Genomic DNA, 15,509 nt, shown 5'->3' with positions numbered 1-15,509 from the left:
GGTAAGACGAGAAGCCAGTCAAGCGGCCGTAGCACATGGTCGAATGGCCAATGAAATCAGTTTTAAATACGCTTGTCAGTTCATCGCTAGTCAACTGAAAGTAATGAGCAAAGCGGTATCTCCAGGTAATACACCGAAGCGTCTAAAAAGTCTGCGCGGAGACTTATCCATCCTTTTTATAGACAAACGCCCTAAGCCAAATCGGCCTAGGGCGGTAAAAATATCAAAGACCCGATATCCTGTTAATCGCAAGGCAGCTCCTCTTAAGTGAACTACATTGCGCATTATGCGGGGGCTTTTTTATATCGCCGTTAAAGTAACAAAAAGCCACTGCAATCGCAGTGGCTTCAATCGATGATTCGAGCAGAGTATTAAGGCATCTCTTCGAATTCTGCACCCTCTTTCTCGACTTGCGGTGGCATTAAGTGCTCTTTCTGGATACCCAGTTTGAGCGCCAAAGCGGATGCCACATAGATAGAAGAGTAAGTACCGACGGTAATACCAAGTAGCAATGCGGTCGCGAAACCGTGAATCATCGCCCCACCTTGAACAAACAGTGCAATCACCACAAATAAGGTCGTACCTGAGGTAATCAACGTACGGCTTAGTGTTTGTGTGATCGAGCTGTTCATGATCTCAGCAGGTTCACCCTTACGCATTTTGCGGAAATTTTCACGAATACGGTCAAATACAACAATGGTATCGTTGAGTGAGTAACCCACCACCGTCAGCAATGCTGCCACAATGGTGAGATCGACTTCAATTTGCATCAAAGAGAACACACCCAATGTGATGATGACGTCATGTGCTAGCGCCATTACCGCACCTGCCGCCAAACGCCATTCAAAACGCATCGAAACGTAGATCAAGATACAGATCAACGACACCAAGATCGCCAGACCACCGGCTTCTGTCAGCTCATCACCCACATTTGGGCCAACGAACTCAATGCGGCGCATCTCGACAGCTTTACCCGTACCTTCTTTGATCGCACTTAGGATTTGGTTCCCTAAGGTTTCACCTGCCATATCTTCACGAGGGCGAAGGCGAACCATGACATCGCGAGCAGAACCAAAGTTCTGTACCGTTGCGTCACCAAAACCTTTGGCCTCAAGTGCACTACGGATCTCTTCAAGGTTCGCTGGCTGCTCAAAGCCCACTTCAATCAGCGTACCGCCTGTAAAGTCCAGGCCCCAGTTCAACCATTTGGTTGAGAGAGTAAAAATCGACGCACCGATCATCAATAAAGAGAAGATGAATGCGAACTTCGACCAACGCATAAAGTCGATCGTTTTCTCTGCTTTTAGAATTTGAAACATAACAATTCCCAGCCTTAGATCGACAATTTATTAATGCGTTTACCACCATAAAGCAGGTTCACGATACAACGTGTACCAATAATGGCTGTAAACATTGAGGTCAAAATACCGATGGAGAGCGTCACAGCAAAGCCTTTGATTGCACCCGTACCGACGGCAAATAGAATAATCGCGGTAATCAAGGTTGTGATGTTCGCATCCGCAATGGTGCTAAATGCGTTGGCATAACCTTGGTGAATCGCTTGCTGAGGATTGCGACCTTCACGCAGCTCTTCACGAATACGCTCAAAGATCAGTACGTTTGCATCGACCGCCATACCGACCGTTAAAACAATACCGGCAATACCTGGTAGCGTCATCGTCGCACCTGGAATCATGGACATCACGCCGATGATCAGGACAAGGTTTGCCATCAAGGCGACGTTGGCAATAAGACCAAACTTGCGGTAGTAAAGCAGTGTGAACAGCATCACGGCAACCATACCCCAAATACACGCTTGGATACCCATATCGATGTTTTGCTGACCCATTGATGGACCAATGGTACGCTCTTCAACGATTGAGATAGGTGCGATTAAAGCACCAGCGCGCAGTAGCAACGCAAGGTTATGTGCTTCAGCAGCAGAATCGATACCCGTGATGCGGAAGTTACGACCAAGAGCCGACTGGATCGTGGCTTGGTTAATGACTTCCTCATGCTTGGTCAAAATGACTTTGCCTTCTGGAGATTTACGACCGCTGTCTTTGTATTCCGCAAACACGGTAGCCATTAGCTTGCCAATGTTTTTCTTCGAAAACGCAGCCATCTTGTTACCACCTTCGCTGTCTAGCGAGATGTTTACTTGCGGACGACCATATTCATCAACACTTGAACTTGCATCGGTAATGCTTGCACCACTGAGAATAACGCGTTTCTTCAACACCACAGGACGACCATTGCGATCTTGCTTGATTTCGCTGCCCGCTGGCGCTCGGCCACTTGCCGCAGCGGCAAGATCCGCTTTGTCATCCACTTCACGGAATTCTAGTGTTGCTGTCGCACCTAAAATTTCTTTGGCACGAGCAGTATCTTGCACACCAGGTAGTTCAACCACGATACGGCTAGCACCTTGACGTTGAACCAAAGGTTCAGCAACACCTAGTTCATTCACACGATTACGTAGAATGGTGATGTTCTGTTCAACAGCGTAGTTACGGATTTCTTGCAGACGGGTTTCAGTAAAGGTAGCAATTAAGGCGTAACGGCCATCTTTGTCGGATTCAACAAAAGCCATATCAGGATGCAATTTTTCAAGCTCACGTTTCGCTTGAGATAGCTCTTCACCATCTCTGAGCAACACTTCGATCGCATCACTGCCAACAGGGCGAATGGAGCGATAGCGAATTTTTGCATCACGAAGTTCACTGCGGAAAGCATCTTCTTGTTGGCCCACCAGCTTTTCCATCGCGGCATCCATATCCACTTCCATCAAGAAGTGCACACCACCACGTAGGTCAAGACCCAGTTTCATAGGAGCAGCACCAATCGATTCAAGCCAATCTGGCGTTGAAGGTGCTAAGTTCAAAGCAACAATTTTGTCTTTACCCAACGCTTCACTGATCACATCACGAGCACTAATTTGCGTATCGGTGTCGTTAAAACGAACAAGAATGGATCCATTCTCTAAAGCAATGGATTTATGGGAAAGATTCTCTTTATTAAGAGCGTTAGTGACAGCATCCAGCGTTGACATATCTACAGAGGCGCCACGCGCCCCTGTAACTTGAATTGCCGGATCTTCACCGTAGATATTTGGAAGTGCGTACAAGGCAGCGATGGCAATGGCAAACATAACCATCAAGTACTTCCATAAAGGATAACGGTTCAGCACAGCGAGGATCCTCTAGCTGTTTTATAGAGATTTAAGCGTACCTTTTGGTAGCACAGCGGTAACGAAGTCTTTTTTGATCACAACTTCGTTGTTTGGGTTAAGTTCGATTGTCACGAAGTCATTGTCTTCTGCAATCTTAGTGATTTTACCCACAAGACCACCATTGGTCAGAACTTCATCACCTTTACCCATGGATGCCATTAGGCTCTTGTGCTCTTTAACACGTTTTGCTTGTGGACGGTAAATCATGAAGTAGAAAATCACACCGAACATACCCAACATGATCAGCATTTCAAACATGCCACCTTGTTGTGCGCCTTCTGCTGCTGCGTGAGCTTGAGAGATAAACATTAAAACATCCTCATTAATTTTTATTAATAATCCAATAAATTGGGTAACGCCACCTCATTTTCAAGCGAGTTCACTCACAAAAACAAGATGGCGTAACACTTTTTTACTATTGCGAATTTATGCCTGTTTACCGAGTGGTGGCACTTCGCGATTACGTCGAGCGTAGAACTCTTCCACAAACTGCTCGAAGCGATCTTCATCAATCGCTTTACGAATGCTTTCCATGAGACGTTGGTAATAACGCAGGTTATGGATAGTGTTTAAGCGAGCACCAAGGATTTCATTACAACGGTCCAAGTGGTGCAGATACGACTTAGAGTAATTTTTGCAAGTGTAACAGTCACAGTGCGGATCGAGAGGGGTTGTATCCGTTTTATGTGTCGCATTACGGATCTTGATCACACCACCAGTCACAAATAGGTGTCCATTACGTGCATTTCGCGTTGGCATTACACAGTCAAACATGTCGATACCGCGACGAACCCCTTCAACCAAGTCTTCTGGTTTGCCCACGCCCATTAGGTAACGTGGTTTATCTTCTGGTAACTGAGGACAGGTGTGCTCAAGTACGCGATGCATGTCTTCTTTAGGTTCACCAACCGCCAGACCACCAACCGCGTAGCCATCAAAACCAATCTCTGTTAGCCCTTTAACTGACACATCACGGAGATCTTCATAGACACCGCCTTGAACAATACCAAACAAGTTGTTCGGGTTTTCAAGCTTATCGAAATGGTCACGCGAGCGTTGAGCCCAACGCAGAGACATTTCCATCGATTTTTTCGCTTCAGCGTGAGTCGCAGGGTAAGGCGTACACTCATCGAAAATCATTACGATGTCAGAACCGAGGTCTTTTTGAATTTCCATCGATTTCTCAGCATCCATGAAAATCTTGTCACCGTTGACTGGGTTGCGGAAATGCACACCTTCCTCGGTGATTTTACGAATATCACCAAGGCTGAATACTTGGAAACCGCCTGAGTCAGTCAAGATAGGACCTTGCCAGTTCATGAAATCGTGCAGATCGCCGTGCATTTTCATCACTTCTTGGCCAGGACGCAGCCATAAGTGGAATGTGTTACCTAGTAGAATTTCTGCACCCGTCTCTTTGACTTCTTCTGGTGTCATACCTTTAACCGTACCGTAAGTACCGACAGGCATAAACGCCGGGGTTTGCACAGTTCCACGCTCAAATGTCAATTGACCACGACGGGCATTGCCATTTTTCTTTTTAAGATCAAATTTTAATTTCACGAAGCCTCCAACGTCAGAGAAACAGTCTGACGGTTTTGTCACGGACGTTTCCGTCCCACCAGAGCGGTCGCGTTTTCCTTGCGAAAAAATGGAGTGAATCCATCCCTCTAGCCTGCTGCTAGCACTCGTTTTTCATGCAGCCAAGATTATCCCGATCTGCACCACTAAAATGAAACTTACTTCACTTTAGATAAGATTTGTTGCGCTTGTTATTGCTTATTGCGTTTTCTTCTCAATGAACATCGCATCCCCGTAAGAGAAAAAGCGATATTGATTGGCCACGGCATGCTGATACGCATTCATGGTATGGTCATAACCAGCAAATGCACTCACCAGCATAATCAGCGTCGATTCTGGCAAATGGAAATTAGTGATCAAGCAGTCCACCAATTGATATTGATAGCCTGGAAAAATGAAAATTTCTGTATCGCCAAAGAAAGGCATCAACTCAGTGCCGTTTTTCAACGACTCTTGCGCCGCGCTCTCTAAAGAGCGAACTGATGTGGTGCCAACCGCGATGACGCGGCCACCCCGCGCTTTTGTGGTTTTAATCGCATCCACCACCTCTTGCGACACTTCAGCATATTCAGAGTGCATGTGATGCTCAAGAATATTATCCACTTTCACTGGCTGAAATGTGCCAGCGCCGACATGCAACGTCACGTAAGCAAACTCAGCGCCTTTGGCTTTGATCTGCTCAAGCAGTTGATTGTCAAAATGCAATCCTGCCGTCGGGGCAGCCACCGCACCCGGTTTTTGGTTATAAACCGTTTGGTAACGCTCTTTATCCGCATCCTCATCTGGACGATCAATGTAAGGAGGAAGAGGCATATGGCCAATTTCTTCCAACACTTCGAGAATGGTTTTGTCTGCCTTTAAATGGAGCTCAAACAACGCATCTTGACGCGCCACCATCTCTGCTGAGTATTGGTCCTCTTCTCCAAGAAAGACTAACGTACCCGGTTTCGGAGACTTAGAACTGCGTACATGCGCGAGGAAGCGCTTCTCATCAAGCATGCGCTCGACCAAGACTTCCAACTTGCCGCCAGATTCTTTACGACCAAACATGCGTGCAGGAATCACTCGCGTGTTGTTAAACACCACAAGATCCCCCGCTTGAACCAGCTCCAACACATCTTTGAACGAGCCATCTTTTACAGCGCCGGTGTTGCCATTTAGCTGAAGTAGACGACTGGCGGTACGCTCCGATTGAGGATAACGAGCGATCAGTTCGTCAGGTAAGTCAAAGTGAAAATCTGAAACTTGCATGCTACTGCTCTTGGTAAATTTGTCGAAATAAAGGAATTCTGTTGCGAGTAAAATTTTCGCAGTGGGCTAGTATAGAGCGAGACCAGTCAATAGCAAGAAAAGTTCAGATTGAGAATGTAACAACTTCCCGCCAGCTTGAGGGGGACGCAAAGAAAGAATAACGCTCCTCTCAAATGAGTGGAGCGTAGACATAGCAAACACAACTTGTGGCTAAGTTAAGCGACTTTTCGACGATATCTACCCAGCACAAACAGGGCGAAAAGCGTCAACGCGCCAAGGCTTCCACCTTCTGCAGTACCAGTAAAACTGCAACTGTTGGTTGAAATTCCCCCGTGGCAACCTTCGCCATTTCCGTCTGTCCCATTGCCATTATCACCACCGGAACCACTGCCACCACCAGAACCCGCATTCAAAATGAAGTCTGGTTTTAGAATGTGACTGCTTGGAGGGTTAGTCGCGGTAATATAACTTTGAATCCAGTCGTAGTAATTGCTCACTCTGGTGTAAAAACTCGGCTGCGTAACCGAGGCGCAAATCGGCGTAATGAGCGGGATGCCGCTGACAATACCAATTTGTTTGCCAGTGACGTCGTCAATCAAAGGACCACCACTGTCGCCTTTACACACATTATTGCCATATTGAGTGCGTTCATCTGGCTGCCAAGGCAACACTTCATTGGGCATGGTGCAAATTTTGGTCACATTGGTGGGAGCTTCAATAATACCCGGTAAGTGGTTACCTAGCTCTAATCGTTGATAGCAATTTGCTATGGGCAGATAAGTTAACTGTGTTTTTTGCAAAGTGATGGCTGGAGTTGACGCATCCGCGACAGTTGCCCCCCACCCAGACGCGGTGACATTTTTTACTCGGACGTTGGTAGCAAACTCATCATCCCATTCTTTATTGAGTCGGCTTTCTATCTCGCTCATTTCTGCTGCTGTAGGCAAATTTGAGAGAGGCGCTCCGGTAACGGGGCGATCGAGATAAAGTAGAGCAACATCGCTATCTAAACTGGTGCTAACCAAAGTATAGCTATCGTCGTTATTCTTCTTATATTCCGTTAAGCGAGTATATTTCGGGTGCACCACCACATGTGAAACAGTGAAGTAATTGTCCGTTGTTGAACTATTAAGATCCGGTGTTCTCGCCGTGACTGAAATCTCACTAGGCTTCGTCACATAGTAACTGGCGACATTGGTGCCTTCGCCCATCACCACACAGTGTGCTGCGGTCAACACCCAGCGAGGAGCGACGACCGTTCCGCCACAAATTGGAAATTCGGCCATATTACTGGCACGAATGGTCACTCGATACGTTGCATCCGGATCCGCCTCCCCCATAATAATGGCTTGGGCACCACTGCTGATCGCCAACATCCCTGACAAAAGAACTGTTTTTTTCCACATAATAAAGACCACTTATCGCTCAACTGAGCTCATATTCATGCAGCCTGTTTAATTGTGAAATCCCTTGCCCGAAAATGTGCGAGGAATGTCTTTTCCACACTCGCTTAGAACGCAACACTTACGCCCAAAATGCAAACTGACTCGCATCAATTTTGTTGCGGAAAAATGGTCTAGCTCCCAGATATTTATGCCATTTGTTTCTATAGTAAAAAGAGAACGGAACTCTAGGAGGACACCATGATAAAAGTCGAAGATATGATGACTCGCCACCCTCATACCTTGTTGCGTTCACACACATTAGGTGACGCCAAAAATATGATGGAAGCACTGGATATTCGACACATTCCCGTTGTCGATGCGAACAAACAGTTGCTCGGTATTGTCACCCAACGAGACATACTCGCCGCTCAAGAATCAAGCCTCAACCGTGTATCGCAAGAGTCATCTTTCACCCTAGCAACCCCTCTCTATGAGATGATGCATACCAGCATTATGACGGTAGAACCTAAAGCAGGTTTAAAAGAAAGTGCACTCTACATGCAAAAACACAAAGTGGGATGTTTGCCAGTGGTTGAAAAAGGGCACTTAGTGGGAATCATTACCGACACTGATTTCGTCACTATCGCGATCAATTTACTAGAGCTGCAAGAAGAAGCCGAGCCAGAAGAGTTAGAAGTCGAGGACGATTTATAACTCACTCTACACTCTTATCAGTGAGCACCTGTTTGTCCTGATAGGACAAGAAAAAGAGCGGCTTTCGCCGCTCATGCAGTGGTTAATACCTAAAGATGGAAAGGTATTAATGGAACTGGTCTTCTTCGGTAGAGCCCGTCAGTGCCGTGACTGAAGAGTTACCACCTTGGATGGTGTTGGTCATCTTATCAAAGTAACCCGTACCCACTTCTTGTTGGTGTGCAACGAAGGTGTAGCCTTTTTCCGCCGCTTCAAATTCAGGACGCTGAACTTTCTCGACGTAGTGACGCATGCCTTCACCTTGAGCATATGCGTGTGCCAGTTCAAACATGTTGAACCACATGTTGTGAATACCAGCTAGGGTGATGAACTGGTACTTGTAGCCCATATCTGCAAGTTCTTGTTGGAACTTAGCAATGGTCTCTGCATCCAAGTTCTTCTCCCAGTTAAATGATGGCGAGCAGTTGTATGCCAACAGTTGGTCTGGGTATTCGGCATGAATCGCCTCAGCAAACTTACGCGCTTCTTCAAGACAAGGCGTTGCCGTTTCACACCAGATAAGATCCGCATACGGCGCATAAGCAAGGCCACGTGAGATCGCTTGGTCAATCCCTGCACGAACACGATAGAAACCTTCCTGAGTGCGTTCGCCAACAATAAAGTCCGCATCGTATGGGTCACAGTCAGAAGTGAGAAGATCTGCTGCGTTAGCGTCGGTACGTGCAATAACGAGGGTCGTTGTGCCAGCAACATCGGCGGCTAGACGCGCAGCAACCAGTTTTTGCACCGCTTCTTGCGTTGGAACCAATACTTTACCGCCCATGTGGCCACATTTTTTCACCGAAGCCAATTGGTCTTCAAAGTGCACACCAGCAGCCCCGGCTTCAATCATCGACTTCATTAGCTCATACGCATTGAGCACACCACCAAAGCCCGCTTCTGCATCGGCAACAATAGGCAAGAAGTAATCAATTCCGCCTTCTTCTGGCGATTTACCATTCGACCATTGGATTTGATCTGCGCGGCGGAACGAGTTGTTAATGCGTTTTACTACCGAAGGGACCGAATCAACGGGGTAAAGAGATTGATCAGGATACATGGTTGAAGCCGTATTGTTATCCGCTGCAACCTGCCAACCTGATAGGTAAATCGCTTCAATGCCCGCCTTAGCTTGCTGCACCGCTTGGCCACCTGTTAGTGCGCCTAGACAGTTCACATAACCTTTTTTCGAGCTACCGTTTACCAGAGACCAAAGCTTATCTGCACCACGCTGTGCAATGGTATTGGCTGGCACCATGGAGCCACGCAATGCCACCACTTCTTCTGCCGTGTAGGTACGTTTAACATGTTTCCAGCGAGGATTGGTTGCCCAATCTTTTTCTAGAGCTTCGATTTGTTGGCGGCGAGTTAAATTAGTCATCGGTCTTTCCCTCTATTGATGAGCGCTGATTATTAAAATTAAGTGCGCTATATAGTCCATTTCGTTAGCGGTACATCCTGATCCGCCAATGAAGGTTCACGTTATTGGTTGTTGATTGGTTTATTCATTAATCTAGGTAGTCATACCCCGGTACGGTTAAGAAATTGGTTAGCTCGTCGCTGATGGTCAGGCTAGCCATCAACTCTGCGGCCTCATGGAAACGGCCTGAGCCAAAACGAGTCTCCCCCACTTCTTGTTTCACGACCTGAATCTCTTCGTCGAGGTAACGCTTAAACAGCGCTTTGGTCACCATTTCACCGTTATCTAACGACTTACTATGTTGAATCCACTGCCAGATAGAAGCGCGTGAGATTTCTGCGGTCGCTGCATCTTCCATCAAGCCATAAATCGGTACACAGCCATTACCCGAGATCCATGCCTCGATGTACTGCAATGCAACACGAATATTGTGTCTCATACCTTGTTCTGTTCTTGCTCCATCACAAGGCTCCAGTAACTGTTTAGCTGTAATCGGCGCATCGTCTTGGCGAGTGACATCAAGCTGGTTTTTACGCTCACCTAGAGCACGATTAAACACGTCCATGGCGGTGTCGGCTAAACCAGGATGCGCAACCCAAGTGCCATCATGGCCATTGCTGGCTTCGAGTGATTTATCGTTCTGGATCTTATCCAATACCTTTTGATTCTCTTGTGGATCTTTGGCTGGAATAAAGGCGGCCATCCCTCCCATCGCAAACGCGCCACGTTTATGACAAGTGCGGACAAGTAAACGCGAATAAGCATTTAAGAACGGCTTGTCCATGGTCACCACCTGACGATCCGGCAGCACACGGTCTGGGTGCTTCTTCAACGTTTTGATGTAGCTAAAAATGTAATCCCAACGGCCACAGTTGAGGCCAACAATATGTTCTTTTAACGAGAAGAGAATCTCATCCATTTCAAAGACGGCAGGCAGCGTCTCGATCAATACCGTGGCTTTGATGGTGCCGGTATCCAAACCGAAATACTCTTCGGTGAAATGGAACACTTCACTCCACCATTTCGCCTCATGATGAGACTGTAACTTGGGAAGATAGAAGTAAGGACCACTGCCTTTTTTCAACAACGCTTTGTGGTTGTTAAAGAAATAAAGTGCAAAATCAAATAAGGAACCTGGAATGATCTGACCGTGCCACGTTACATGCTTTTCTTTTAGATGAAGGCCGCGAACACGGCAGATCAACACCGCTGGATTTTCCGCCAGCTGATAATGCTTGCCATTGTCAGGGTTGGTATAAGAGATGGTGCCATTGACCGCATCACGCAAGTTGATCTGGCCATCCAACACCTTATCCCAAGCTGGAGACATCGAGTCTTCGAAATCCGCCATGAAGACTTTTACATTGGCGTTTAGAGCGTTGATCACCATTTTGCGATCAGTTGGCCCGGTAATTTCGACTCGACGATCTTGTAGATCGTTGGGAATCCCCAAAATTTTCCAGCTCCCTTCTCGAATATCCTGAGTCTCTGCAAGAAAATCAGGTAACTCTCCTTGGTCGATCTTGTTCTGTCTCTCTTCTCGGGCAGTTAACAATTGATCGACGCGCGATGAGAATCGCTCACACAGCTGAGATAAAAAGGTTTGGGCTTCAACAGGGAAAATAGCTTGATGTTCAGGAGACAGGGTTCCTGTTACTTCAAGCATGCCTTGGGTCTGTTGTTCAGCCTGTGTGTTTTCTTTTTCGGGCGTTTGAGCAAGCATCATTCTTCTTCCTTTCATTTTGCTTTACGACGATTTCAGAACAACATTTGTAAGTTTTAAACCACAAAAAACCAAACTACATCCTGTTCAAAAATCCATCTAGCACTTCGTCTTTACGCTTATAACATCCATGATGAGACGTCACATGACAATCTAGACATAAGTCTTACAAGCATTTAAATAACTTACACCAACAACCATTAGAGTAAAAGCTCAAAAGTAAACAAAAGGTTAAATTCAAAGTTTTATTCCGTTTCAAACAAGTGCTTGATTTTTGATATCAATATGTAATTAATTACGTAATTTAATTACATAAAGTGAGCTTACAAAAATCAGTTTTAAACAAGCGTATGAATTCATCCAAAAGGAGTGAAAGCCTGTAGAGTTAAGACTTCGAGAGAGATTTGAGGTGGAAGTTTAAACAAAGAAACAAGTTGTATATGTAAAATTAACAATGTGAAATTTCACAATTTTATGAAAGCTTCATTAAGAAAGTTATGTGAAATTTTACAAGTCAAACTACACCATCAGAATAAAATACTAAAAAGCGCACTAAAATTAGTGCGCTTTTTATTCATTACGGCGATTTGTTGGCTACTACTATTTGCTAAAGCAGTTCTGAAACAACCTCTGCAAGTTGATTAAATGTTTTACTGCGTGAAGAACTTGGCCGCCAAACCAGCCCAATATCACGATAAGCTTGCTGGCCAGGAGGCTCGATCACCACTAAGTTTTGGTTGTCCAGCAGGCCGTGATCGATGGCCATCTGAGGAATAAAGGTAGTGCCAAGTCCATTTGCCACCATTTGCACTAAGGTATGCAAACTGGTCGCGCTGAAAGGATTGATCTTCTCTTTATCAGTCAGTTTACAGGCCGACACCGCGTGCTCAGTGAGACAATGTTCTTTTTCCAGTAGGAAAACCGATTCATCGGGAAGATCATCGTATTTGATCGGAACTTTAATTGCCCCAGCTTGATGGCGGCTAATCACCATTTTGAAAGGATCTTGTCCGACAACGCGACTTTCCATCCCATCGATCTCAACCGGTAAAGCGAGGATCAATACGTCCAGTTCACCATGACGTAAAGCCGTCAACAAGTTGGTTGTTGTATCTTCACGCAATAGAAGATTCAGTTGAGGAAAACGTTGATTAATCTCTTGTACTAAATCGCACAACAAAAATGGAGCGATGGTAGGAATACAGCCTAGTTTCAATTGCCCTTGCATGCTGTCTCCTTGACAAAGGCTACCCAGTTCAACCAAGTCTTGCCCCTTTGCCAATAGCTCTCTACCATGCATTACAACCAGTTCACCTGCTTGAGTAAAAACCAAAGGGCTTTTTTTGTCTTTCTTCTCATAGAGAGGACAGCCGATCAACTCTTCTAAATTTTGTATGCCTTTACTTAACGTCGATTGGCTCACAAAGCAACGTTCAGCCGCATCACTAAAATGCCGTGTTTCATGCAGAGTAATAAGATAGTGTAACTGCTTCAGACTGGGCCATTTATTCATAAAATTATTAATACTTACCGTCGTTTGTATGATTAACTCGATAGAATTGCTCTTATCGCTTTTTTCGATGAAGTTAATCTATTTAATTCGCTTTTTTCAATACTACAATCTGTACTATAGTTTGTCGCGTACAAACACGGACTAAGCCAAAAACTTAATCTCTGGTTTAGAAATAAGACATTTTTAGGAGCAAAAAAATGGTACTAGTAGGTCGTCAAGCCCCTGATTTTACTGCAGCTGCTGTTCTAGGTAACGGTGAAATCGTTGATAACTTCAATTTTGCAGAGTTTACTAAAGGTAAGAAAGCCGTTGTTTTCTTTTACCCACTAGACTTCACTTTCGTTTGCCCATCTGAACTGATCGCATTCGACAACCGTTACGAAGATTTCAAAGCAAAAGGTGTTGAAGTGATCGGTGTATCTATCGACTCTCAGTTTTCTCACAACGCATGGCGTAACACGCCAGTTGAAAATGGCGGTATCGGTCAAGTTAAATACCCTCTAATTGCTGACGTTAAACACGAAATCTGTCAAGCGTACGATGTTGAGCACCCAGAAGCTGGTGTTGCTTTCCGTGGTTCTTTCCTAATCGACGAAGACGGTCTAGTACGTCACCAAGTAGTGAACGATCTACCTCTAGGTCGTAACATCGACGAAATGCTACGCATGGTTGATGCACTAAACTTCCACCAGAAGCACGGCGAAGTATGTCCTGCTCAATGGGAAGAAGGTAAAGCAGGTATGGACGCATCACCTCAAGGTGTTGCAGCGTTCCTATCTGAGCACGCAGCTGACCTTAAAAAATAAGGTTCTTTAACACCCGAGCTCAAACGGGTGAATGGTTGGAAACGCTCAAAGAGCGCAATAAAACAATAGATTGCGGAAACCGCAACACGCCAATCAGTATAAAGTAAAGTCCTTCCAAAGCCCGATGCATTGCATCGGGCTTTTCTTTTTCGCGCAAAACATCCTCTAAAACCCGGTAATTGAAGAGAAAAAGTTTACCCCTATTCTTCACCATGCTCCTGCTATGATGAACTTCTGTTCTCTCTATTCAAACGAAAATACATGAGTTACCAAGTCGAAGTTTGTATCGATAATATCGAATCTCTACACAATGCTATTGAAGGCGGAGCGACTCGTATCGAGCTTTGTTCTTCCCTCGCATTAGGTGGGCTAACCCCTAGCTATGGGTTTATGACCCTTACGGCAAATTTGTCGACTGTTCCGGTTTACGCCATGATCAGGCCAAGGCAGGGAGATTTCTTATACAGTGATGATGAGTTTGCGATCATGCAGCAAGATATTTTGTCTGCTCAACAGGCGGGCTTACAAGGCGTGGTATTTGGCCTGCTGACAGCAGACGGCGAGATTGATGTCGCAAGAACGCGTGTGTTGGTCGAACTTGCCCACTCACTAGGGCTTGGCGTAACTTTTCACCGTGCTTTTGATCAATGCCGAGATCCCTTTACCGCTTTAGAGCAAATCATTGACCTTGGATGCGAGCGAATCTTAACCTCCGGGCTTGCCGCCAGTGCGCCTTTAGGTAAAGAAACGCTGACTCAGCTCGTGGTTCAAAGCCAAGCTCGCCTTGCAATCATGGCTGGCGCAGGAGTCTCCCCTGCTAACGTTGCCGATCTGACACTGACAACGGGGGTTAAAGAGCTGCATCTTTCAGGCAAGCACACTCGTCCAAGCAAAATGACCTTTATTGCTTCTGAGAGCAAGATGGGCGCAGCGGATCAAGACGATTTTGTTGTTCCGGTAACTCATACAGCCACCATTCGCAATACCGTATTAGCTCTCAAATCAATCCGCTAACTGCCCGAATTCCCTCCTTCAATGCTATGATTTAACAAAGCAAAGGAGGGCATATGGGAAAGCTGAAAAAAAAGTTCTATGAACAAGAACTCGAGAACTTACAAATAGAGTTAGTCAAACTTCAAGAATGGGTTAAGCATAAAAAACTCAAAGTCGTCGTCATTTTTGAAGGGCGAGATGCCGCTGGTAAAGGCGGTGTCATCAAACGCATCACTGAAAAACTGAATCCTCGAGTCTGTCGCATCGCAGCATTGCCTGCTCCGACAGAGAAAGAAAAAACGCAATGGTATTTTCAACGTTATGTTGCGCATTTACCTGCTGGCGGTGAAATTGTGCTGTTTGACCGCAGCTGGTATAACCGCGCAGGTGTTGAGAAAGTGATGGGATTTTGCAACGATGAGGAATACGAAGAGTTTCTGCGATCTTGCCCCGAATTTGAACGCATGCTGCAGCGCTCTGGTATCATCCTGTTGAAATATTGGTTCTCGGTTTCTGACGAAGAGCAAGAGAAACGATTTATTGAACGGATCAATACGCCAATCAAACGCTGGAAGTTTAGCCCAATGGACCTTGAATCGCGCAATCGATGGGCCGAGTATTCCAAAGCAAAAGATGAGATGTTTGCTTATACCGATACGAAACATTGCCCGTGGTGGGTCGTTCCCTCAGATGAAAAACGCCGAGCTCGCCTTAACTGCATTAGTCACCTGCTCAGTAGCATTGATTACCAAGAAGTAGTTCATCCTCCTGTGACACTTCCTGAACTCAACAAAGAAGGGTATGTTCGCTCCCCTGTTGAAGAGCAGACTTTTGTGCCTGAACGTTATTAGC

General features: G+C 45.8%; 13 protein-coding genes and 1 pseudogene. 5 read left to right on the top strand and 9 right to left on the bottom strand.

From position 1 onward, the window contains the following. Positions 1-271 (top strand): annotated as a pseudogene (locus tag CIK04_RS10050) (IS4 family transposase); the annotation flags it as partial. 100 nt (positions 272-371) lie between these two features. On the opposite strand, the gene secF reads toward CIK04_RS10050, so the two are convergent. The 6 genes from secF to CIK04_RS10020 all read right to left on the bottom strand — a co-directional run bounded on the left by secF (position 372) and on the right by CIK04_RS10020 (position 7,482). Then, positions 372-1,319 (bottom strand): protein translocase subunit SecF, encoded by a 948-nt coding sequence (gene secF / locus CIK04_RS10045; RefSeq protein ID WP_017419974.1) that lies wholly within the window; start codon positions 1,317-1,319, stop codon positions 372-374. Positions 1,320-1,333: 14 nt separating this feature from the next. After that, positions 1,334-3,190, bottom strand: a complete 1,857-nt coding sequence (secD, locus tag CIK04_RS10040; RefSeq protein ID WP_011078542.1) for a protein translocase subunit SecD — start codon at positions 3,188-3,190, stop codon at positions 1,334-1,336. 21 nt (positions 3,191-3,211) lie between these two features. Beyond that, positions 3,212-3,541: a preprotein translocase subunit YajC gene (gene yajC / locus CIK04_RS10035; protein WP_011078543.1), complete on the bottom strand. Its 330-nt coding sequence runs from the start codon at positions 3,539-3,541 to the stop codon at positions 3,212-3,214. A gap of 117 nt (positions 3,542-3,658) precedes the next feature. Continuing rightward, positions 3,659-4,795, bottom strand: a complete 1,137-nt coding sequence (gene tgt / locus CIK04_RS10030) for a tRNA guanosine(34) transglycosylase Tgt (protein WP_013572355.1) — start codon at positions 4,793-4,795, stop codon at positions 3,659-3,661. A 216-nt stretch (positions 4,796-5,011) separates the two neighbouring features. Continuing rightward, complete coding sequence (gene queA, locus CIK04_RS10025) at positions 5,012-6,064, bottom strand: tRNA preQ1(34) S-adenosylmethionine ribosyltransferase-isomerase QueA (RefSeq protein ID WP_097353527.1); 1,053 nt, start codon at positions 6,062-6,064, stop codon at positions 5,012-5,014. Between the two features lie 215 nt (positions 6,065-6,279). Next, positions 6,280-7,482, bottom strand: coding sequence for a trypsin-like serine protease (locus CIK04_RS10020; protein WP_072608948.1), 1,203 nt, complete (start codon positions 7,480-7,482; stop codon positions 6,280-6,282). 225 nt (positions 7,483-7,707) lie between these two features. Here CIK04_RS10020 and CIK04_RS10015 point away from each other — a divergent pair, with 225 nt between their 5' ends. After that, positions 7,708-8,163, top strand: a complete 456-nt coding sequence (locus tag CIK04_RS10015) for a CBS domain-containing protein (protein ID WP_017419971.1) — start codon at positions 7,708-7,710, stop codon at positions 8,161-8,163. Positions 8,164-8,269: 106 nt separating this feature from the next. Here the strand turns inward: CIK04_RS10015 and aceA are convergent, their stop codons facing one another. From aceA to CIK04_RS10000, 3 genes are all read right to left on the bottom strand, one after another. Next, on the bottom strand, positions 8,270-9,583 hold the full coding sequence (gene aceA, locus CIK04_RS10010) for an isocitrate lyase (RefSeq protein WP_026050315.1): 1,314 nt from the start codon (positions 9,581-9,583) through the stop codon (positions 8,270-8,272). A gap of 127 nt (positions 9,584-9,710) precedes the next feature. After that, entirely contained in the window at positions 9,711-11,345 is a 1,635-nt protein-coding gene (gene aceB, locus CIK04_RS10005) for a malate synthase A (protein WP_176463313.1), read from the bottom strand. Between the two features lie 607 nt (positions 11,346-11,952). Next, entirely contained in the window at positions 11,953-12,858 is a 906-nt protein-coding gene (locus tag CIK04_RS10000) for a hydrogen peroxide-inducible genes activator (protein ID WP_011078550.1), read from the bottom strand. 197 nt (positions 12,859-13,055) lie between these two features. On the opposite strand from CIK04_RS10000, the gene CIK04_RS09995 reads away from it, so the two are divergent. The 3 genes from CIK04_RS09995 (at position 13,056) to ppk2 (ending at position 15,508) form a co-directional block, all read left to right on the top strand. Continuing rightward, entirely contained in the window at positions 13,056-13,664 is a 609-nt protein-coding gene (locus CIK04_RS09995; RefSeq protein ID WP_011078551.1) for a peroxiredoxin C, read from the top strand. Between the two features lie 261 nt (positions 13,665-13,925). Beyond that, complete coding sequence (locus CIK04_RS09990) at positions 13,926-14,678, top strand: copper homeostasis protein CutC (RefSeq protein ID WP_097353529.1); 753 nt, start codon at positions 13,926-13,928, stop codon at positions 14,676-14,678. A 53-nt stretch (positions 14,679-14,731) separates the two neighbouring features. Beyond that, positions 14,732-15,508: a polyphosphate kinase 2 gene (gene ppk2 / locus CIK04_RS09985; protein ID WP_017419967.1), complete on the top strand. Its 777-nt coding sequence runs from the start codon at positions 14,732-14,734 to the stop codon at positions 15,506-15,508. Position 15,509: the final 1 nt, after the last annotated feature.

The sequence above is a fragment of the Vibrio sp. 03_296 genome (assembly GCF_002265885.1).
Note: the sequence above shows the minus strand (reverse complement) of the source record. Positions and strands in the feature narration are given on the sequence as shown.

What these genes read in the sequence shown, in the direction of transcription:
- yajC (WP_011078543.1), bottom strand. Translation starts at nt 3,541, where the DNA reads ATGTTTATCTCTCAAGCTCACGCAGCAGCAGAAGGCGCACAACAAGGT.
- secF (WP_017419974.1), bottom strand. Translation starts at nt 1,319, where the DNA reads ATGTTTCAAATTCTAAAAGCAGAGAAAACGATCGACTTTATGCGTTGG.
- ppk2 (WP_017419967.1), top strand. Translation starts at nt 14,732, where the DNA reads ATGGGAAAGCTGAAAAAAAAGTTCTATGAACAAGAACTCGAGAACTTA.
- CIK04_RS10000 (WP_011078550.1), bottom strand. Translation starts at nt 12,858, where the DNA reads ATGAATAAATGGCCCAGTCTGAAGCAGTTACACTATCTTATTACTCTG.
- queA (WP_097353527.1), bottom strand. Translation starts at nt 6,064, where the DNA reads ATGCAAGTTTCAGATTTTCACTTTGACTTACCTGACGAACTGATCGCT.
- CIK04_RS09995 (WP_011078551.1), top strand. Translation starts at nt 13,056, where the DNA reads ATGGTACTAGTAGGTCGTCAAGCCCCTGATTTTACTGCAGCTGCTGTT.
- aceA (WP_026050315.1), bottom strand. Translation starts at nt 9,583, where the DNA reads ATGACTAATTTAACTCGCCGCCAACAAATCGAAGCTCTAGAAAAAGAT.
- aceB (WP_176463313.1), bottom strand. Translation starts at nt 11,345, where the DNA reads ATGCTTGCTCAAACGCCCGAAAAAGAAAACACACAGGCTGAACAACAG.
- CIK04_RS09990 (WP_097353529.1), top strand. Translation starts at nt 13,926, where the DNA reads ATGAGTTACCAAGTCGAAGTTTGTATCGATAATATCGAATCTCTACAC.
- CIK04_RS10015 (WP_017419971.1), top strand. Translation starts at nt 7,708, where the DNA reads ATGATAAAAGTCGAAGATATGATGACTCGCCACCCTCATACCTTGTTG.